This is a genomic window from Pseudomonas muyukensis, assembly GCF_019139535.1.
Taxonomy (GTDB): Bacteria; Pseudomonadota; Gammaproteobacteria; order Pseudomonadales; family Pseudomonadaceae; genus Aquipseudomonas; species Aquipseudomonas muyukensis.
The window spans coordinates 418667-434728 of sequence record NZ_CP077073.1 but is presented as its reverse complement, the minus strand read 5'-3'; the positions used below and the strand labels follow the sequence as shown (position 1 = coordinate 434728).

Genomic DNA, 16062 nt, shown 5'->3' with positions numbered 1-16062 from the left:
ACCGTTGCCGGGGCAAAGGGTTTCCGGACGTTGCGCGCCACCTTCAGTGGTTGGCAACCTCCGCCAGTTGCGGCAGGTTGGCCAGGCACACTTCGCTGACACAGACCAGGTTGCGCAGTTTCTGGGCGATCACTTCGGCGCGGTGCCAGCTCAGGCCGCCGACGCCGATGGCCACGTCCAGCAGGTCGTCGCACTGGCTGACGTTGACGCTGTGCGGGGTGAGGAACTGCAGGGCGAACAGGTTGAGCACACGGCACAGGCTGTCCGGTTCGGCATCGGCCTGCAGGCGGTAATGCACGGTGCAGTGGACAGTGTTGGCGGCCCAGGCGTCGAGGCGGGGCGAGGTGAGGGGCCGTTCGAGTGCGTTCATGCTGGGTCTCCGCGAAAGTGGAGAAATTCTTGCAGTTCAGGCGGGGCATTTCTTCGCTATGATTTAGCCAATTTCTTACCTTGGCGAATAATTTAATTCGCAAAAATGTGTTTTGGAGAATTAATAATGCTTGGCGAATTGGACGCCTATGATCGGCGCATTCTGCAACTGCTGCAGGAAGACGCCTCGTTATCCAGCGCGCAGATCGCCGAGCGTGTTGGCTTGTCGCAGTCACCCTGCTGGCGGCGAATCCAACGCCTGAGGGAGGAGGGGGTGATTCGTGGGCAGGTGACCTTGCTGGATCGCAAGAAGGTCGGGCTGAACACGCAGATCTTCGCCGAGGTGAAGCTCAATGCCCACGGGCGTTCGAACTTCGCCGAGTTCACCGAGGCGATCCGCGGCTTTCCTGAGGTGCTGGAGTGCTATGTGCTGATGGGCGCGGTGGATTTTCTGCTGCGCATCGTGACCTCGGATATCGAGGCATATGAGCGGTTTTTCTTCGAAAAGCTGTCGAACGTGCCGGGGATTCAGGAGGTGAACTCGATCGTGGCGCTGTCAGAAATCAAGAGCACCACCAGCCTGCCGTTGGGGCGCTGAGCGCGGTGTCTGGTTCGCCAGCAAGCTGGCGCCTACGAGACAGGGTTGCGTGGGAGAACACTGTAGGAGCCGGCCTTGCCGGCGAACACCGGCGTAGCCGGTGCCTGGTTCGCCAGCAAGGCTGGCGCTTACGGGGCAGGGTTGCGCGGGATAACACCGTAGGAGCCGGCTTGCCGGCGAACACCGGCATAGCCGGTGCCATCCACCGCGGTGTCTGGTTCGCCAGCAAGCTGGCTACGGGGCAGGGTTGCGCCGGCGAACACCGGCGTAGCCGGTGCCATCCACCGCGTCGCCTGGTTCGCCAGCAAGGCTGGCGCCTACTGTGCTATCAGGCCTTGAGCAGCAGCTTCCAGGCGCGGTTCTGCTCGACGGCGCGGGCTTGCTCGATGCGGGCCTCCAGCAGCTCGCCCTTGTCCTCTTCGCCCAGCGGCTGCTCGGCCAGCTGGTGCAGCTTGTTCAGCTCACCGTACAGGCGGTCCAGCTGCGGCAGCTCGAGCACCTGGCGGGCATGGTGCAGCCAGGCCTGGATGCCTTCGATGCGCGGCAACTGCTCGGCCAGGTCCTCGGGACGCTGCACGTACAGGGGCAGCTTCAGCGCGCGGGCTTCCTCGCCGAGCTGATGCTGCAGCCAGCTGGCCAGCTGCGCCTTGCCCTGGCGTTCGCCACGGCCCTTGCGCTCCATGGTCCAGGCCCGGGCATTGAGCCAGCGTGCGGTCTCCAGCGAGAACTGGCCCCAGCGCACGTCTTCGAGCTCTTCGGCGAATTGCTCGGGCGCGGCGCGGCGGATGTCCTCGTCATCGTTGCCGGCCAGCACCAGGGGGCGCCAGTCTTCCAGCAGCGCATCGAGGCTGCTGCGCAGCGCGCGGGTGGTCGGACGTGGCGCGGCCTGGCCCAGGCTTGCGGTGAGGGCGCGCAGCTCGGCCAGGCAGCTCACCCAGTCCTGCAGCAGGCGCCAGTGGCCGTTGTGGCGGTATTGCTCGGCCAGGCGCTGGCTGCTGCCCAGCAGTTGCCAGGCGAGGGCGGCGTAGGCATCGTCCAGCGGCATTTCGGCGTCCAGCTCGGTGGCCGGCAGGCCCAGCTCGTAGCTGTCCGGCTCGAGCAGGCGGTAGCCGCGCTCGGCCTTGCTGATGTCGCAGGGCATCAGCGCCAGGCTCGCCGACAGTTCGGCGGCCAGCTCCAGCAGCGCTTCCGGGGCGCCCTCGCGCAGCTCGAGCTCCAGCTCGCAGATGGCTTCCTTGCGCTTGCCGGCAACGACGAAGCCCTGGTCGATGGCGGCCTCGATCACCACCTTGGCCTTGCCGCGGCCCCAGGCGATCTCGGCGTACTCGCGGGTGAAGTCGGTGGTGAACAGGGGTTTGATGGTCTTCTTGTCGAGCTCGGCCAGTTGTTCAGGCCAGCAGCTGTCGTCGAGCTTCTTCAGGTCCAGCTTGACCTTGTCCAGCTGCCATTCGTATTCGTTGCGCTCGGACAGGCCCGCCACGCTCTGGCCACGGCACTTGAGGGTCTGGATGATGACCTCGCCGTCGCGACGCAGGCGCAGGGCGACACGGGCGGCGGACAGGTCGCGCTGCGGGGTGTCGAAGTACTGGTTGAGCAGTTCGCGGGTCTGCCAGCCGGACTTGTTGCGCTTTTTCAGCAGGGGGTGCTCGCGCAGGGCGGCAAGGGTCTCGCGGCTGGCGCGGAGTTTGAGTTCGGTTTCTTTGTGCATCGCGGGCTCGGAAGGAGGGGCATCGTTGCTGGGCAGTCTACCGCACTTGTGCCAAGAGGATTCTGTGGATTGCCAGGTGAAGGGGCCGCATTGCTATGATGCCCCTCATGCTTTCGAGGAGTTCGCGCATGCCGTTGCCGTCGCTGAGAGACCAGTTCGCCGCCCTGATCGCCACGCCCTCGGTCAGTTGCACCCAGGCCGCGCTGGACCAGTCCAATCGCCCGGTCATCGAGCTGTTGGCCGGCTGGCTCGGCGACCTGGGCTTTGCCTGCGAGATCCAGCAGGTCACGCCTGGCAAGTTCAACCTGCTGGCCAGCCGTGGCAGTGGCCCTGGCGGCCTGGTGCTGGCCGGGCACAGCGACACCGTGCCCTACGACCCACAGCTGTGGCGCAGTGACCCGCTCAAGCTGACCGAAACCGATGGTCGCTGGGTGGGCCTGGGCAGTTGCGACATGAAGGGCTTCTTCGCCCTGGCCATCGAGGCGGTGCTGCCGCTGCTCGAGCACGACTTCAAGCAACCGCTGCTGATCCTCGCCACCTGCGACGAAGAGAGCTCGATGTCCGGCGCCCGTGCCCTGGCCGAGGCCGGCCAACCGCTCGGCCGGGTGGCGCTGATCGGCGAGCCTACCGGGCTCAAGCCGATCCGCATGCACAAGGGCATTCTCATGGAGCGCATCGACATCCTCGGGCGCAGCGGCCATTCGTCGGATCCCAACCTGGGGCGCAGCGCCATGGAAGCCATGCATGCGGTGATGGCCGAACTGATGGACCTGCGCCGCGGCTGGCAGGAGCAATACCGCAACCCGCAGTTCAGCGTGCCCACCCCGACCTTGAACTTCGGCTGCATCCACGGTGGCGACAACCCCAACCGCATCTGTGGCCAGTGCGCCCTGGAGTTCGACCTGCGGCCGTTGCCGGGCATGGATGTCGAGCAACTGCGCGCTGCCATTCGCGGTCGCCTGACGCCGCTGGCCGAACGCCATGAAGTCCGTATCGACTACGCGCCGCTGTTCCCCGAGGTGCCGCCGTTCGAACAGGCCGCCGACAGCGAACTGGTGCAACTGGCCGAACGCCTGACCGGACACCGCGCCGAAGCTGTGGCCTTCGGCACCGAAGCGCCTTATCTTCAGCAGCTTGGCTGCCAGACCCTGGTGCTCGGCCCTGGCGACATCGCTTGCGCCCACCAGCCCGGCGAATACCTTGAAATGTCACGTATCGAGCCTACCGTGCGTCTATTGCGTGAGATGATCCGGCACTATTGCCTGAGCTAAACGTCCATTGACCTGATTCGTTCCTGCCTAGAGGAGACCGCGCGTGACCGCAAGCCTGTTCCGACGATGACTTTCGAACGTTGTGCGCCTTTTCGTTCTCCGTTCACTTATCCACAGGCCCTGTCATGCCCGATTACGTCAACTGGCTGCGCCATGCTTCGCCCTACATCAACGCCCACCGCGACTGCACCTTCGTGGTCATGCTGCCTGGCGATGGCGTCGAACACCCCAACTTCGGCAATATCGTCCACGACCTGGTGCTGTTGCACAGCCTCGGCGTGCGCCTGGTACTGGTCCACGGCTCGCGCCCACAGATCGAAAGCCGCCTGGCCGCTCGTGGCCTGACCCCGCATTACCACCGTGGCATGCGCATCACCGACGCGGCGACCCTCGATTGCGTGATTGATGCGGTTGGCGCCCTGCGCCTGGCCATCGAGGCACGCCTGTCGATGGACATGGCGGCTTCGCCGATGCAGGGTTCGCGCCTGCGGGTAGCCTCCGGCAACCTGGTGACCGCACGGCCGATCGGCGTGCTCGAAGGGGTCGACTACCACCACACCGGCGAAGTGCGCCGGGTCGACCGCAAGGGCATCAGCCGCCTGCTCGACGAGCGCTCGATCGTGCTGCTGTCGCCGCTGGGCTATTCGCCGACCGGCGAGATCTTCAACCTGGCCTGCGAGGACGTCGCCACCCGCGCCGCCATCGAGCTGGGCGCCGACAAGCTGCTGTTGTTCGGTGCCGAACCGGGCCTGCTGGACGAACGTGGGCAACTGGTGCGCGAACTGCGTCCGCAGCACATCGGCCCGCACCTGCTGCGCCTGGGCAGCGACTACCAGGCCGAGCTGCTCGATGCCGCCGCCGAGGCCTGCAAGGACGGCGTGGCGCGCAGCCACATCGTCAGCTACGCCGAGGACGGTGCCTTGCTTACCGAGCTGTTCACCCGCGGCGGTGGCGGCACGCTGGTGTCCCAGGAGCAGTTCGAGGTGGTGCGCGAGGCGACCATCGAGGATGTCGGTGGCCTGCTCGACCTGATCAGCCCGCTGGAAGAGCAGGGTATTCTGGTGCGCCGTTCCCGCGAGGTGCTGGAACGCGAGATCGAGCAGTTCAGCGTGGTCGAGCGCGAGGGCATGATCATCGCCTGTGCGGCGCTGTATCCGATTGCCGATTCCGAGGCAGGCGAGCTGGCGTGCCTGGCGGTGAATCCGGAGTACCGGCATGGTGGGCGTGGTGACGAGTTGCTCGAGCGTATCGAGACGCGGGCGCGGCAGTTGGGTCTGAAGACCCTGTTCGTGCTGACGACCCGTACCGCGCACTGGTTCCGCGAGCGCGGGTTCGCCCCTTGTGGCGTGGAGCAGCTGCCGGCGGCGCGGGCTTCGCTGTACAACTACCAGCGTAATTCGAAGATTTTCGAGAAGCCGCTCTGACAGCCACTATGGCCCCCTGTAGGAGCGGCCTTGCCGAGGTGTCGGACCGGTCGGAAAAGGGTGCGGAGCGCCCCCGAGACTTGTGCATCAAGCTGATATCGCCGGGGCTGCTATGCAGCCCTTTCGCGACGCAAGGCCGCTCCTACAGGGGGCGGAGTGGTCGGAAGGCCAATGAAAAACGCCGCCCTTGTGGGCGGCGTTTTCGTTTACACGGTGTGCAGGTACCAGTTGTACTCGAGGTCGGAGATCGAATGTTCGAACTCCTCCAGCTCGCTCTCCTTGCACGCGACGAAAATGTCGATGTACTTCGGATCGATGTACTTGTTGAGGATCTCGCTGTCGTCCAGCTCGCGCAAGGCATCGCGCAGGTTGTTCGGCAGGCTCTGCTCCAGCTGCTCGTACGAGTTGCCTTCGATCGGCTCGCCCGGCTCGACCTTGTTGACCAGGCCGTGGTGCACGCCGGCCAGCACGGCCGCCATCATCAGGTACGGGTTGGCGTCGGCGCCGGCCACGCGGTGCTCGATACGCACCGCGTCCGGCGAACCGGTCGGCACGCGCAGGGCCACGGTACGGTTGTCCAGGCCCCAGCTCGGCGCGTTCGGCACGTAGAACTGGGCGCCGAAACGGCGGTACGAGTTGACGTTGGGGCAGAGGAACGCCATCGAGGCGGGCAGGGTCTCGAGCACACCGCCGACAGCGTGACGTAGCGCGGCGTTCTGCTCGGGATCCTCGCTGGTGAAGATGTTGTTGCCATCTTTGTCCAGCACGGAGATGTGAACGTGCAGGCCGTTGCCTGCCTGGCCCGGGTAGGGCTTGGCCATGAACGTGGTGTCCATTTCATGGTCGTAGGCGATGTTCTTGATCAGGCGCTTGAGCAGCACCGCATAGTCACAGGCCTTGAGCGGGTCGGCGACGTGGTGCAGGTTGACTTCGAACTGTGCCGGGGCGCTTTCCTTGACGATGGCGTCGGCAGGAATGCCTTGTTCCTTGGCGCCCTCGAGGATGTCCTGCAGGCAGTCTGCGTATTCATCGAGGTCGTCGATCAGGTACACCTGGGTCGACTGCGGGCGCTTGCCCGAGATCGGCGAGCGTGGCGGCTGCGGACGGCCGTTCACGTTCTCCTGGTCGATCAGGTAGAACTCCAGCTCGAATGCCGCGCAGATGGTCAGGCCGAGGTCGTCGAACTTGCTCACCACCTGGCGCAGCACTTCACGAGGGTCGGCGAAGAACGGCTCGCCTTCGATCTCGTGCATGGTCATCAGCAACTGGGCGGTCGGGCGTTTCTGCCACGGCTCGTTGCACAGTGTGTCTGGAATCGGATAGCAGATACGGTCGGCGTCGCCGATGTCCAGCCCAAGGCCGGTGCTTTCGACGGTCGAGCCGTTGATATCCAGGGCGAAGAGGGAGGCCGGCAGGTTGATGCCTTTCTCGTAAACCTTGTGGAGGCTGGTGCGCTCGATGCGCTTGCCGCGCACCACACCATTCATATCTGCAATCAGAAGGTCAACGTAGAGAACCTCAGGATGTTCCTTAAGGAACGCGTTCGCTTCGTTAAGCTGAACGGCACGCGGGGGTACCGACATGATGCAACACCTTTGTTGTTAAAAATATCAATCAAGGGGGGCTTGCAACCCCAGTCAATCGGAAAGACCAGGTGAAGTCAAGCCAGCCCCATGATGCCCTTAAATGGCACATCTACGGCAGTTTTGCCGCATATCGGGGCGTGCCATTATCCGCTATTTTCGTCCTGAAGGGTTATCTCGAGCAGGCCGTGTTTTATTTTTTACGGAAGAGTTGTGTAAAAAAATGAACGAGGCTAAGCTCGGCAACAACCCAGAACACAATAATACGAGGGTCACATGGTCCGCCTGTCGAGACCTGCCAGCGCCGCATGCACGGTGCGTTCAGGTACATCTCCCGGTTGCCGTCCGGTCATTGCACGCCTGCATCGAAGCGGTGCTGCGCTGGCCGCAATAATTGACGGTTCGCATAAAAAGGCCATACCTCGTAACGCTTTAGCGCAGCACTTCCTTTCCGTTCACCCTTCGCCCCGTACCTGCGGCCACGCCCATCGCGCGTATTCGCCGCCGCTCTGCGCGGGGGGTTTTGCTTTAGCCAGCCACAGCATCCAGAATCAAGGCGCGGGCCTGTCCAGGCCCCTCGGCGCCGTACGCGCCGACTTTGCCCGACGCCCGGCGTCAGTGGCGGCCGGTTCTGCGCAACCGGGCCACATTACCTCCTGAGGTATTTATGAGTACCAACCTCGACCAGCTCACCGATTGGTTGAAAGAGCACAAGATCACCGAAGTGGAATGCCTGATCAGCGACCTGACCGGCATTACCCGCGGCAAGATCTCGCCCACCAACAAGTTCATCGCCGAAAAGGGCATGCGCCTGCCCGAGAGCGTGCTGCTGCAGACCGTGACCGGCGACTACGTCGACGACGACATCTATTACGAATTGCTCGACCCGGCCGACATCGACATGATCTGCCGGCCCGACGAGAACGCGGTGTACCTGGTGCCCTGGGCCATCGAGCCGACCGCACAGGTGATCCACGACACCTACGACAAGAAAGGCAACCCAGTCGAGCTGTCGCCGCGCAACGTCCTGAAGAAGGTCCTCAAGCTCTACGCCGACAAGGGCTGGCAGCCAATCGTCGCGCCAGAGATGGAGTTCTACCTGACCAAGCGTAGCGAAGATCCGGACTTCCCGCTGCAACCGCCGGTGGGCCGTTCCGGTCGCCCGGAAACCGGGCGCCAGTCGTTCTCCATCGAGGCCGCCAACGAGTTCGACCCGCTGTTCGAAGACGTCTACGACTGGTGCGAACTGCAGCAGCTGGACCTCGACACGCTGATCCACGAGGACGGCACGGCGCAGATGGAGATCAACTTCCGGCATGGCGACGCACTGCACCTGGCCGACCAGATCCTGGTGTTCAAGCGCACCATGCGCGAGGCCGCGCTCAAGCACAACGTGGCCGCCACCTTCATGGCCAAGCCGATGACCGGCGAGCCGGGCAGCGCCATGCACCTGCACCAGAGCGTGGTCGACGTGGCCACCGGCAAGAACATCTTCTCCAATGCCGATGGCAGCATGAGCGAGCTGTTCCTGCACCACATCGGTGGCCTGCAGAAGTTCATCCCCGAGGCCTTGCCGCTGTTCGCCCCCAACGTCAACTCGTTCCGCCGCTTTTTGCCCGATACCTCGGCACCGGTGAACGTCGAGTGGGGCGAGGAGAACCGCACCGTCGGCCTGCGCGTACCGGATGCCGGCCCGCAGAATCGCCGCGTCGAGAACCGTCTGCCCGGCGCCGACGCCAACCCGTACCTGGCCATCGCCGCCAGCCTGCTGTGCGGCTACATCGGCATGGTCGAAGGCATCGAGGCCAGCGCGCCGGTACAGGGCCGTGGCTACGAGCGGCGCAACTTGCGCCTGCCGCTGACCATCGAGGACGCCCTGGAGCGCATGGAGAACAGCCGGGCGCTGGAGCAGTACCTGGGCAAGAAATTCATCGCCGGCTACGTCGCCACCAAGCGCGCCGAGCACGAGAACTTCAAACGCGTCATCAGCTCCTGGGAGCGAGAGTTCCTGCTGTTTGCTGTGTGATCAACCCTGAGGCTGCCTGTGGGCGGCCACCGGAAAATGGAGAGGCACATGAGCGTCAACAACCCGCAAACCCGTGAATGGCAAGCCCTCAGCGGCGAGCACCACCTGGCTCCGTTCAGTGACTACAAGCAGCTGAAGGACAAGGGGCCGCGCATCATCACCAAGGCCCAGGGTGTGCATTTGTGGGACAGCGAGGGGCACAAGATCCTCGACGGCATGGCCGGCCTGTGGTGCGTGGCGGTCGGCTATGGCCGGGAAGAGCTGGTGCAGGCGGCGGAAAAACAGATGCGCGAGCTGCCGTACTACAACCTGTTCTTCCAGACCGCCCACCCGCCGGCGCTGGAGCTGGCCAAGGCGATCAGCGAGGTGGCGCCCAAGGGCATGACCCATGTGTTCTTCACCGGCTCCGGCTCCGAAGGCAACGACACCGTGCTGCGCATGGTCCGCCACTACTGGGCGCTCAAGGGCAAGCCGAGCAAGCAGACCATCATCGGGCGCATCAACGGCTACCACGGCTCCACCGTGGCCGGCGCCAGCCTGGGCGGCATGAGCGGCATGCACGAGCAGGGCGGCCTGCCGATCCCGGGCATCGTGCACATCCCGCAGCCGTACTGGTTCGGCGAAGGTGGCGAGATGACCCCGGACGCCTTCGGCGTGTGGGCGGCCGAACAGTTGGAAAAGAAAATTCTCGAAGTCGGCGAGGACAACGTCGCCGCCTTCATCGCCGAGCCGATCCAGGGCGCCGGCGGCGTGATCATCCCGCCAGAGACCTACTGGCCGAAGGTCAAGGAGATCCTTGCCAAGTACGACATCCTGTTCGTCGCCGACGAAGTGATCTGCGGCTTTGGCCGCACCGGCGAGTGGTTCGGCTGCGACTACTACGACCTGGCCCCCGACCTGATGACCATCGCCAAGGGCCTGACCTCCGGTTACATCCCCATGGGCGGTGTGATCGTGCGTGACAAAGTGGCCCAGGTGCTCAGCGAAGGCGGCGACTTCAACCACGGCTTCACCTACTCCGGCCACCCGGTGGCGGCGGCGGTGGGCCTGGAGAACCTGCGCATCCTGCGTGACGAGCAGATCGTCGAGAAGGCCCGCAGCGAGGTGGCACCTTACTTGCAAAAACGTCTGCGTGAGCTGCAGGACCACCCACTGGTGGGCGAGGTGCGCGGCCTGGGCCTGCTCGGCGCGATCGAGCTGGTCAAGGACAAGGCCACCCGCAGCCGTTACGAGGGCAAGGGCGTGGGCATGATCTGCCGCAACTTCTGCTTCGACAACGGCCTGATCATGCGCGCGGTGGGCGACACCATGATCATCGCGCCGCCGCTGGTGATTAGCCGCCAAGAGGTGGACGAACTGGTGGAAAAGGCGCGCAAGTGCCTGGATTTGACGTACGAAGCGATCAAATGACGGTCTGCTAGGGTATGTACGTAAAGTCGCCGAGCGGTGGTCAGGCAAGGCGAAAACAGCCGAGGGAGCGCAGTTGACTGTAGTCAATGAGCATTCCGAGGCTGTTTTCAACGCAGCATGGGCACCGCGCAGGCACTTTACGTGCGTACCCTAGGCTGGCGAGGTGACATTAAGTCCGTTACAGGTGCTGCTTTTGTTGAAACAGCGCCTTGTAACTTGCCAGACTAACGGCTGTTTCAGTCGCCCAGCGCGTGACCCGTGGGACCTGGCTGCTGAACAGATGGCTTGATAATAAATTCTGGAGCATAACGCATGAAGAAATTGGGCAAGACGCTGCTGGCCGCCGCCCTGATGGGTGCCATGGCCACCGCTGTTCAGGCTGAAGACAAGGTGTTGAACGTCTACAACTGGTCGGACTACATCGCGCCGGACACCATCGCCAAGTTCGAGAAGCAGTCCGGCATCAAGGTCAAGTACGACGTGTTCGACAGCAACGAAACCTTGGAAGCCAAGTTGCTGGCCGGCAAGTCGGGCTACGACATCGTGGTGCCGTCCAACAACTTCCTGGCCAAGCAGATCAAGGCCGGCGTCTACGAGGAGCTGGACCGCTCCAAGCTGCCCAACTGGAAGAACCTCGACGAAGACCTGCTCAAGGCCGTCGGCGATGCCAGCGACCCCGGCAACAAGCACGCCTTCCCGTACATGTGGGGCTCCATCGGCATCGGCTACAACCCGGAGAAGGTCAAGGCCGTGCTCGGCGTGGACAAGATCGACTCGTGGGACGTGGTATTCAAGCCCGAGAACATCGCCAAGCTCAAGAGCTGCGGCGTGAGCTTCCTCGATGCGCCCACCGAAATGCTTCCGGCCGCCCTGCACTACCTGGGCAAGCCGAGCAACAGCACCAAGAAAGAAGACCTGAAGGCCGCCGAGGACCTGTTCCTGAGCATCCGTCCTTCGATCACCTACTTCCATTCCTCCAAGTACATCGGTGACCTGGCCAACGGCAACATCTGCCTGGCCGTCGGTTACTCGGGCGACCTGGAGCAGTCCAAGGCCCGTGCCCACGAAGCCGGCGACAAGGTCAAACTGGACTACATCATTCCGAAAGAAGGCGCCGGTACCTTCTACGACATGGTCGCCATCCCCAAGGATGCCGAGCACAAGGACGCCGCCTACAAGTTCATGGACTTCCTGATGCAGCCTGAAGTCATGGCCGAGATCACCAACGCCGTGCGCTTCCCGAACGGCAACAAGGCCGCCACCGCGTTCGTCGACAAGGACATCACCAGCGACCCGAGCATCTACCCGCCGGCCGAGGTGAAGAAACAGCTGTACGCGATCGCCGCCCCCGAGGCTGCTGCCCAGCGTGTGATCACCCGCAGCTGGACCAAGATCAAGTCGGGCAAGTAAGCCCGATGCAGGGCCCTCTGGGTCGGGGTTTGCCGGCCTGGAGGGCGCTTGAGGCAAATAAGTTTGCGGCATCCACGCCGTGAAGGTAAGTTGCGCGCCGGTTTTGCGTGTGCGGCCGAGTTCTACTGCCCGCAAAGGCACTGATTGTGAGGACCACCCACTTGTCTATTTCTGTTTTTCGCCAGGCCTTGATGGCCGGAGCGGGCCTGACGCTGGCTTGCAGCGTCCAAGCGGCGCCCACGGTGCACATCTACAACTGGTCCGACTATGTCGGCCCTACCACCCTCGCCGATTTCCAGAAGGAAACCGGCATCGAGCCCCGCTACGACGTGTTCGACAGCAACGACACGCTGGAAGGCAAGTTGCTGGCCGGGCGCAGCGGCTATGACGTGGTCGTGCCGACCAACCATTTCCTTGGCAAGCAGATCAAGGCGGGCGCGTTCCAGAAGCTCGACCGTGAGCTGCTGCCCAACTATGCCAACCTCGACCCGTCGCTGATGAAGCGTCTGGAGAAGAACGATCCGGGCAACCAGTACGCCGTCCCCTACCTGTGGGGCACCAATGGCATCGGCTACAACGTCGACAAGGTCAAGGAGGCGCTGGGCATCGACAAGATCGATTCCTGGGCGGTGCTGTTCGAGCCCGAGAACATGAAGAAGCTCAACAAGTGCGGCGTGGCCTTCCTCGACTCGGCCGACGAAATGCTGCCGGCGGTGCTCAACTACATGGGGCTGGACCCCAACAGCAGCAACCCCAAGGACTACCAGGCGGCCGAGCAGAAACTGCAGGCGGTACGTCCCTACGTGACCTACTTCCACTCCTCGAAATACATCACCGATCTGGCCAACGGCGACATCTGCGTGGCCGCCGGTTTCTCCGGCGACGTGTTCCAGGCCAAGGCCCGCGCCGAAGAAGCGAAGAAGGGCGTGAAGCTGGCCTACGCCATTCCCAAGGAGGGCGGCAACCTCTGGTTCGATGTGCTGGCGATCCCCAAGGACGCCCGCAACGTCAAGCAGGCGCACGCCTTCATCAACTATTTGCTGAAGCCTGAGGTGATCGCCCAGGTCAGTGATTACGTCGGTTACGCCAACCCGAACCCCAAGGCTGGCGACCTGATGGACCAGGCCGTGAGGACTGACGCCGCGGTTTACCCACCGCAGGAAGTGCTGGACAAGATGTTCGTCAACGCCGAGTTGCCACCCAAGGTGCAACGTTTGATGACCCGCAGCTGGACCAAGGTCAAGTCGGGCAAGTAACAATCCAGGCCCGCCAGCGCAGCGGCGGGCACACAAATCTTGTTGGGAGTTTCACTCATGGCAGTTGCCTCCGGTGCCTATAAGAAAGCCCTCGAGGGTGGCCAGCAACCCAAGCAGGTGCTGGTCAAGATCGACCGGGTCACGAAAAAGTTCGACGAAACGGTAGCCGTGGACGATGTGTCCCTGGAAATCCGCAAGGGCGAGATCTTCGCCCTGCTGGGTGGCTCCGGTTCCGGCAAGTCCACCTTGCTGCGCATGCTGGCCGGCTTCGAGCGCCCGACCGAAGGGCGGATTTTCCTCGATGGCGTCGACATCACCGACATGCCGCCCTACGAGCGGCCGATCAACATGATGTTCCAGTCCTACGCGCTGTTCCCGCACATGACCGTGGCGCAGAACATCGCCTTCGGCCTGCAGCAGGACCGGATGCCCAAGGCCGAGATCGACGCCCGCGTGGCCGAGATGCTCAAGCTGGTGCACATGACCCAGTACGCCAAGCGCAAGCCGCACCAGCTGTCCGGTGGCCAGCGCCAGCGCGTGGCCCTGGCCCGTTCGCTGGCCAAGCGTCCCAAGCTGCTGCTGCTCGACGAGCCGATGGGCGCGCTGGACAAGAAGCTGCGCTCGCAGATGCAGCTTGAACTGGTCGAGATCATCGAACGCGTGGGCGTGACCTGCGTGATGGTGACCCACGACCAGGAAGAGGCCATGACCATGGCCCAGCGCATCGCCATCATGCACCTGGGCTGGATCGCCCAGATCGGCTCGCCTGTGGATATCTACGAAACGCCGACCAGCCGCCTGGTCTGCGAGTTCATCGGCAACGTCAACCTGTTCGAAGGTGAAGTGATCGACGACGCCGAAGGCCACGCGATCATTGCCAGCCCGGAGCTGGAGCGCAAGATCTACGTCGGCCACGGGGTCACCACCTCGGTCGAGGACAAGCACATCACCTATGCCCTGCGCCCGGAAAAGCTGCTGGTCACCACCACCCAGCCTGAGTTCGAGCACAACTGGTCGCGCGGCAAGGTCCACGACATCGCCTACCTCGGCGGCCACTCGGTGTTCTACGTCGAGCTGCCCACCGGCAAGATCGTCCAGTCGTTCGTCGCCAACGCCGAGCGCCAGGGCACCCGCCCGACCTGGGACGACGAAGTCTATGTGTGGTGGGAAGACGACAGCGGCGTGGTACTGCGGTCATGAAGCTGCGCAAGCTCAAGCGAGCGTTCCAGCGCATCGTGCCGGAGGGACGGCACCTGGTGATCGGCGTGCCGTTCATCTGGCTGTTCCTGTTCTTCATGCTGCCGTTCTTCATCGTGTTGAAGATCAGCTTCGCCGAAGCCGACGTGGCGATCCCGCCGTACACCGAGATCTACACCTACGTCGAAAGCAAGATCCAGTTGGTGCTGAACCTGGCCAACTACGGCCTGCTCACCGAGGACGAGCTGTATATCTCGGCCTACCTCGGCTCGTTGAAGGTGGCGTTCTTCAGCACCTTGCTGTGCCTGTTGATCGGCTACCCGATGGCCTACGCCATCTCCAAGGCCCGCAAGGAATCGCAGACGGTCCTGCTGCTGCTGATCATGATGCCGACCTGGACCGCGATCCTGATCCGTGTCTATGCCTGGATGGGCATCCTCAGCAACAACGGGCTGCTCAACAGCTTCCTGTTGTGGCTGGGGCTGATCGACCAGCCGTTGCAGATCCTCAACACCAACCTGGCGGTGTATATCGGCGTGGTCTACTCGTACCTGCCGTTCATGATCCTGCCGTTGTACGCCAACCTGGTGAAACACGACGAAAGCCTGCTCGAGGCCGCCTCGGACCTGGGGTCGAGCACCTTCAACAGCTTCTGGAAGATCACCGTGCCGCTGTCGAAGAACGGCATCATCGCCGGCTGCATGCTGGTGTTCATTCCGGTGGTGGGCGAGTTCGTCATCCCTGAGCTGCTCGGCGGCCCGGAAACCCTGATGATCGGTAAAGTGCTGTGGCAGGAGTTCTTCAACAACCGCGACTGGCCGGTGGCCTCCGCCCTGGCGGTGGTGATGCTGGCGATCCTGATCGTGCCGATCCTGCTGTTCAACCGTAGCCAGGCCAAAGAAATGGAGGGCCGCGCATGAAACGCTTCAGTTTCTCCAAGCTGATGCTGGTGCTCGGCTTGCTGTTCATCTACCTGCCGATGCTGATCCTGGTGATCTACTCGTTCAACGCCTCGAAGCTGGTGACGGTGTGGGGCGGCTGGTCGGTGAAGTGGTACGTCGGCCTGCTCGACAACTCGCAGCTGATGGGCTCGGTGATGCGCTCGCTGGAGATCGCCCTGTACACCGCGGTGGCGGCGGTGGCGCTGGGTACCCTGGCGGCCTTCGTGCTGACCCGGGTCACCCGCTTCAAGGGCCGCACGCTGTTCGGCGGCCTGGTCACCGCGCCGTTGGTGATGCCCGAGGTGATCACCGGTCTGTCGCTGTTGCTGCTGTTCGTGGCCATGGCGCAGATGATCGGCTGGCCGCAGGAGCGCGGCATCGTCACCATCTGGATCGCCCACACCACGTTCTGCGCCGCCTATGTGGCGGTGGTGGTGTCGGCGCGCCTGCGCGAGCTGGACCTGTCCATCGAAGAGGCGGCCATGGACCTGGGCGCCAAGCCGTGGAAGGTGTTCTTCCTGATCACCATCCCGATGATCGCGCCGTCGCTGGCGGCGGGCGGCATGATGTCGTTCGCCCTGTCGCTGGATGACCTGGTGCTGGCGAGCTTCGTCTCCGGCCCTGGTTCGACCACCCTGCCGATGGAGGTGTTCTCGGCCGTGCGCCTGGGTGTGAAGCCGGAGATCAACGCCGTGGCCAGCTTGATCCTGCTGTCGGTGTCGCTGGTGACCTTCCTGGTCTGGTACTTCAGCCGCCAGGCCGAAGAGCGCCGCCGCCGGGCAATCCAGCAGGCGATCGAAGAGGGCGCCGCGGCGAACGTGTCGCAGCCCCAGGCCCGTCGCCCGGCCCCGGCCGCAGCGCAGGCCTGA

At 63.6% G+C, this 16062-nt stretch carries 13 protein-coding genes; 10 read left to right on the top strand and 3 right to left on the bottom strand.

The window, feature by feature from the left end:
* Nucleotides 1–43 precede the first annotated feature (43 nt).
* Nucleotides 44–370, bottom strand: a complete 327-nt coding sequence (locus KSS95_RS02025; protein ID WP_217851192.1) for an ACT-like domain-containing protein — start codon at nt 368–370, stop codon at nt 44–46.
* Nucleotides 371–496: 126 nt separating this feature from the next.
* Between KSS95_RS02025 and KSS95_RS02020 the strand changes: the two genes are divergently transcribed.
* A complete protein-coding gene (locus KSS95_RS02020) occupies nt 497–967 on the top strand; it encodes an Lrp/AsnC family transcriptional regulator (protein ID WP_217851190.1) in 471 nt (156 codons plus the stop codon).
* 328 nt (nt 968–1295) lie between these two features.
* Here the strand turns inward: KSS95_RS02020 and KSS95_RS02015 are convergent, their stop codons facing one another.
* A complete protein-coding gene (locus KSS95_RS02015) occupies nt 1296–2675 on the bottom strand; it encodes a CYTH domain-containing protein (protein WP_217851189.1) in 1380 nt (459 codons plus the stop codon).
* Nucleotides 2676–2803: 128 nt separating this feature from the next.
* Between KSS95_RS02015 and argE the strand changes: the two genes are divergently transcribed.
* Nucleotides 2804–3946, top strand: coding sequence for an acetylornithine deacetylase (gene argE, locus KSS95_RS02010; protein ID WP_217851187.1), 1143 nt, complete (start codon nt 2804–2806; stop codon nt 3944–3946).
* A 125-nt stretch (nt 3947–4071) separates the two neighbouring features.
* Nucleotides 4072–5370, top strand: a complete 1299-nt coding sequence (argA, locus tag KSS95_RS02005; RefSeq protein WP_217851185.1) for an amino-acid N-acetyltransferase — start codon at nt 4072–4074, stop codon at nt 5368–5370.
* Between the two features lie 206 nt (nt 5371–5576).
* Here the strand turns inward: argA and KSS95_RS02000 are convergent, their stop codons facing one another.
* Entirely contained in the window at nt 5577–6953 is a 1377-nt protein-coding gene (locus tag KSS95_RS02000; RefSeq protein WP_134688919.1) for a glutamine synthetase family protein, read from the bottom strand.
* A gap of 667 nt (nt 6954–7620) precedes the next feature.
* Between KSS95_RS02000 and KSS95_RS01995 the strand changes: the two genes are divergently transcribed.
* The 7 genes from KSS95_RS01995 to KSS95_RS01965 all read left to right on the top strand — a co-directional run bounded on the left by KSS95_RS01995 (nt 7621) and on the right by KSS95_RS01965 (nt 16062).
* On the top strand, nt 7621–8979 hold the full coding sequence (locus KSS95_RS01995; protein ID WP_134688918.1) for a glutamine synthetase family protein: 1359 nt from the start codon (nt 7621–7623) through the stop codon (nt 8977–8979).
* A gap of 48 nt (nt 8980–9027) precedes the next feature.
* Nucleotides 9028–10389, top strand: coding sequence for an aspartate aminotransferase family protein (locus tag KSS95_RS01990; protein ID WP_217851183.1), 1362 nt, complete (start codon nt 9028–9030; stop codon nt 10387–10389).
* A gap of 312 nt (nt 10390–10701) precedes the next feature.
* Nucleotides 10702–11799, top strand: a complete 1098-nt coding sequence (locus KSS95_RS01985) for a polyamine ABC transporter substrate-binding protein (RefSeq protein WP_217851181.1) — start codon at nt 10702–10704, stop codon at nt 11797–11799.
* Between the two features lie 161 nt (nt 11800–11960).
* The gene (locus KSS95_RS01980; protein ID WP_217851179.1) at nt 11961–13055 is read left to right on the top strand and encodes a polyamine ABC transporter substrate-binding protein; all 1095 of its coding nucleotides are present in this window, start codon (nt 11961–11963) and stop codon (nt 13053–13055) included.
* Between the two features lie 57 nt (nt 13056–13112).
* Nucleotides 13113–14255, top strand: coding sequence for a polyamine ABC transporter ATP-binding protein (potA, locus tag KSS95_RS01975; RefSeq protein ID WP_134688914.1), 1143 nt, complete (start codon nt 13113–13115; stop codon nt 14253–14255).
* 35 nt (nt 14256–14290) lie between these two features.
* The gene (locus tag KSS95_RS01970; protein WP_177414182.1) at nt 14291–15172 is read left to right on the top strand and encodes an ABC transporter permease subunit; all 882 of its coding nucleotides are present in this window, start codon (nt 14291–14293) and stop codon (nt 15170–15172) included.
* The gene (locus KSS95_RS01965; RefSeq protein ID WP_217851177.1) at nt 15169–16062 is read left to right on the top strand and encodes an ABC transporter permease subunit; all 894 of its coding nucleotides are present in this window, start codon (nt 15169–15171) and stop codon (nt 16060–16062) included. Before KSS95_RS01970 ends, KSS95_RS01965 begins: the two co-directional genes overlap by 4 nt.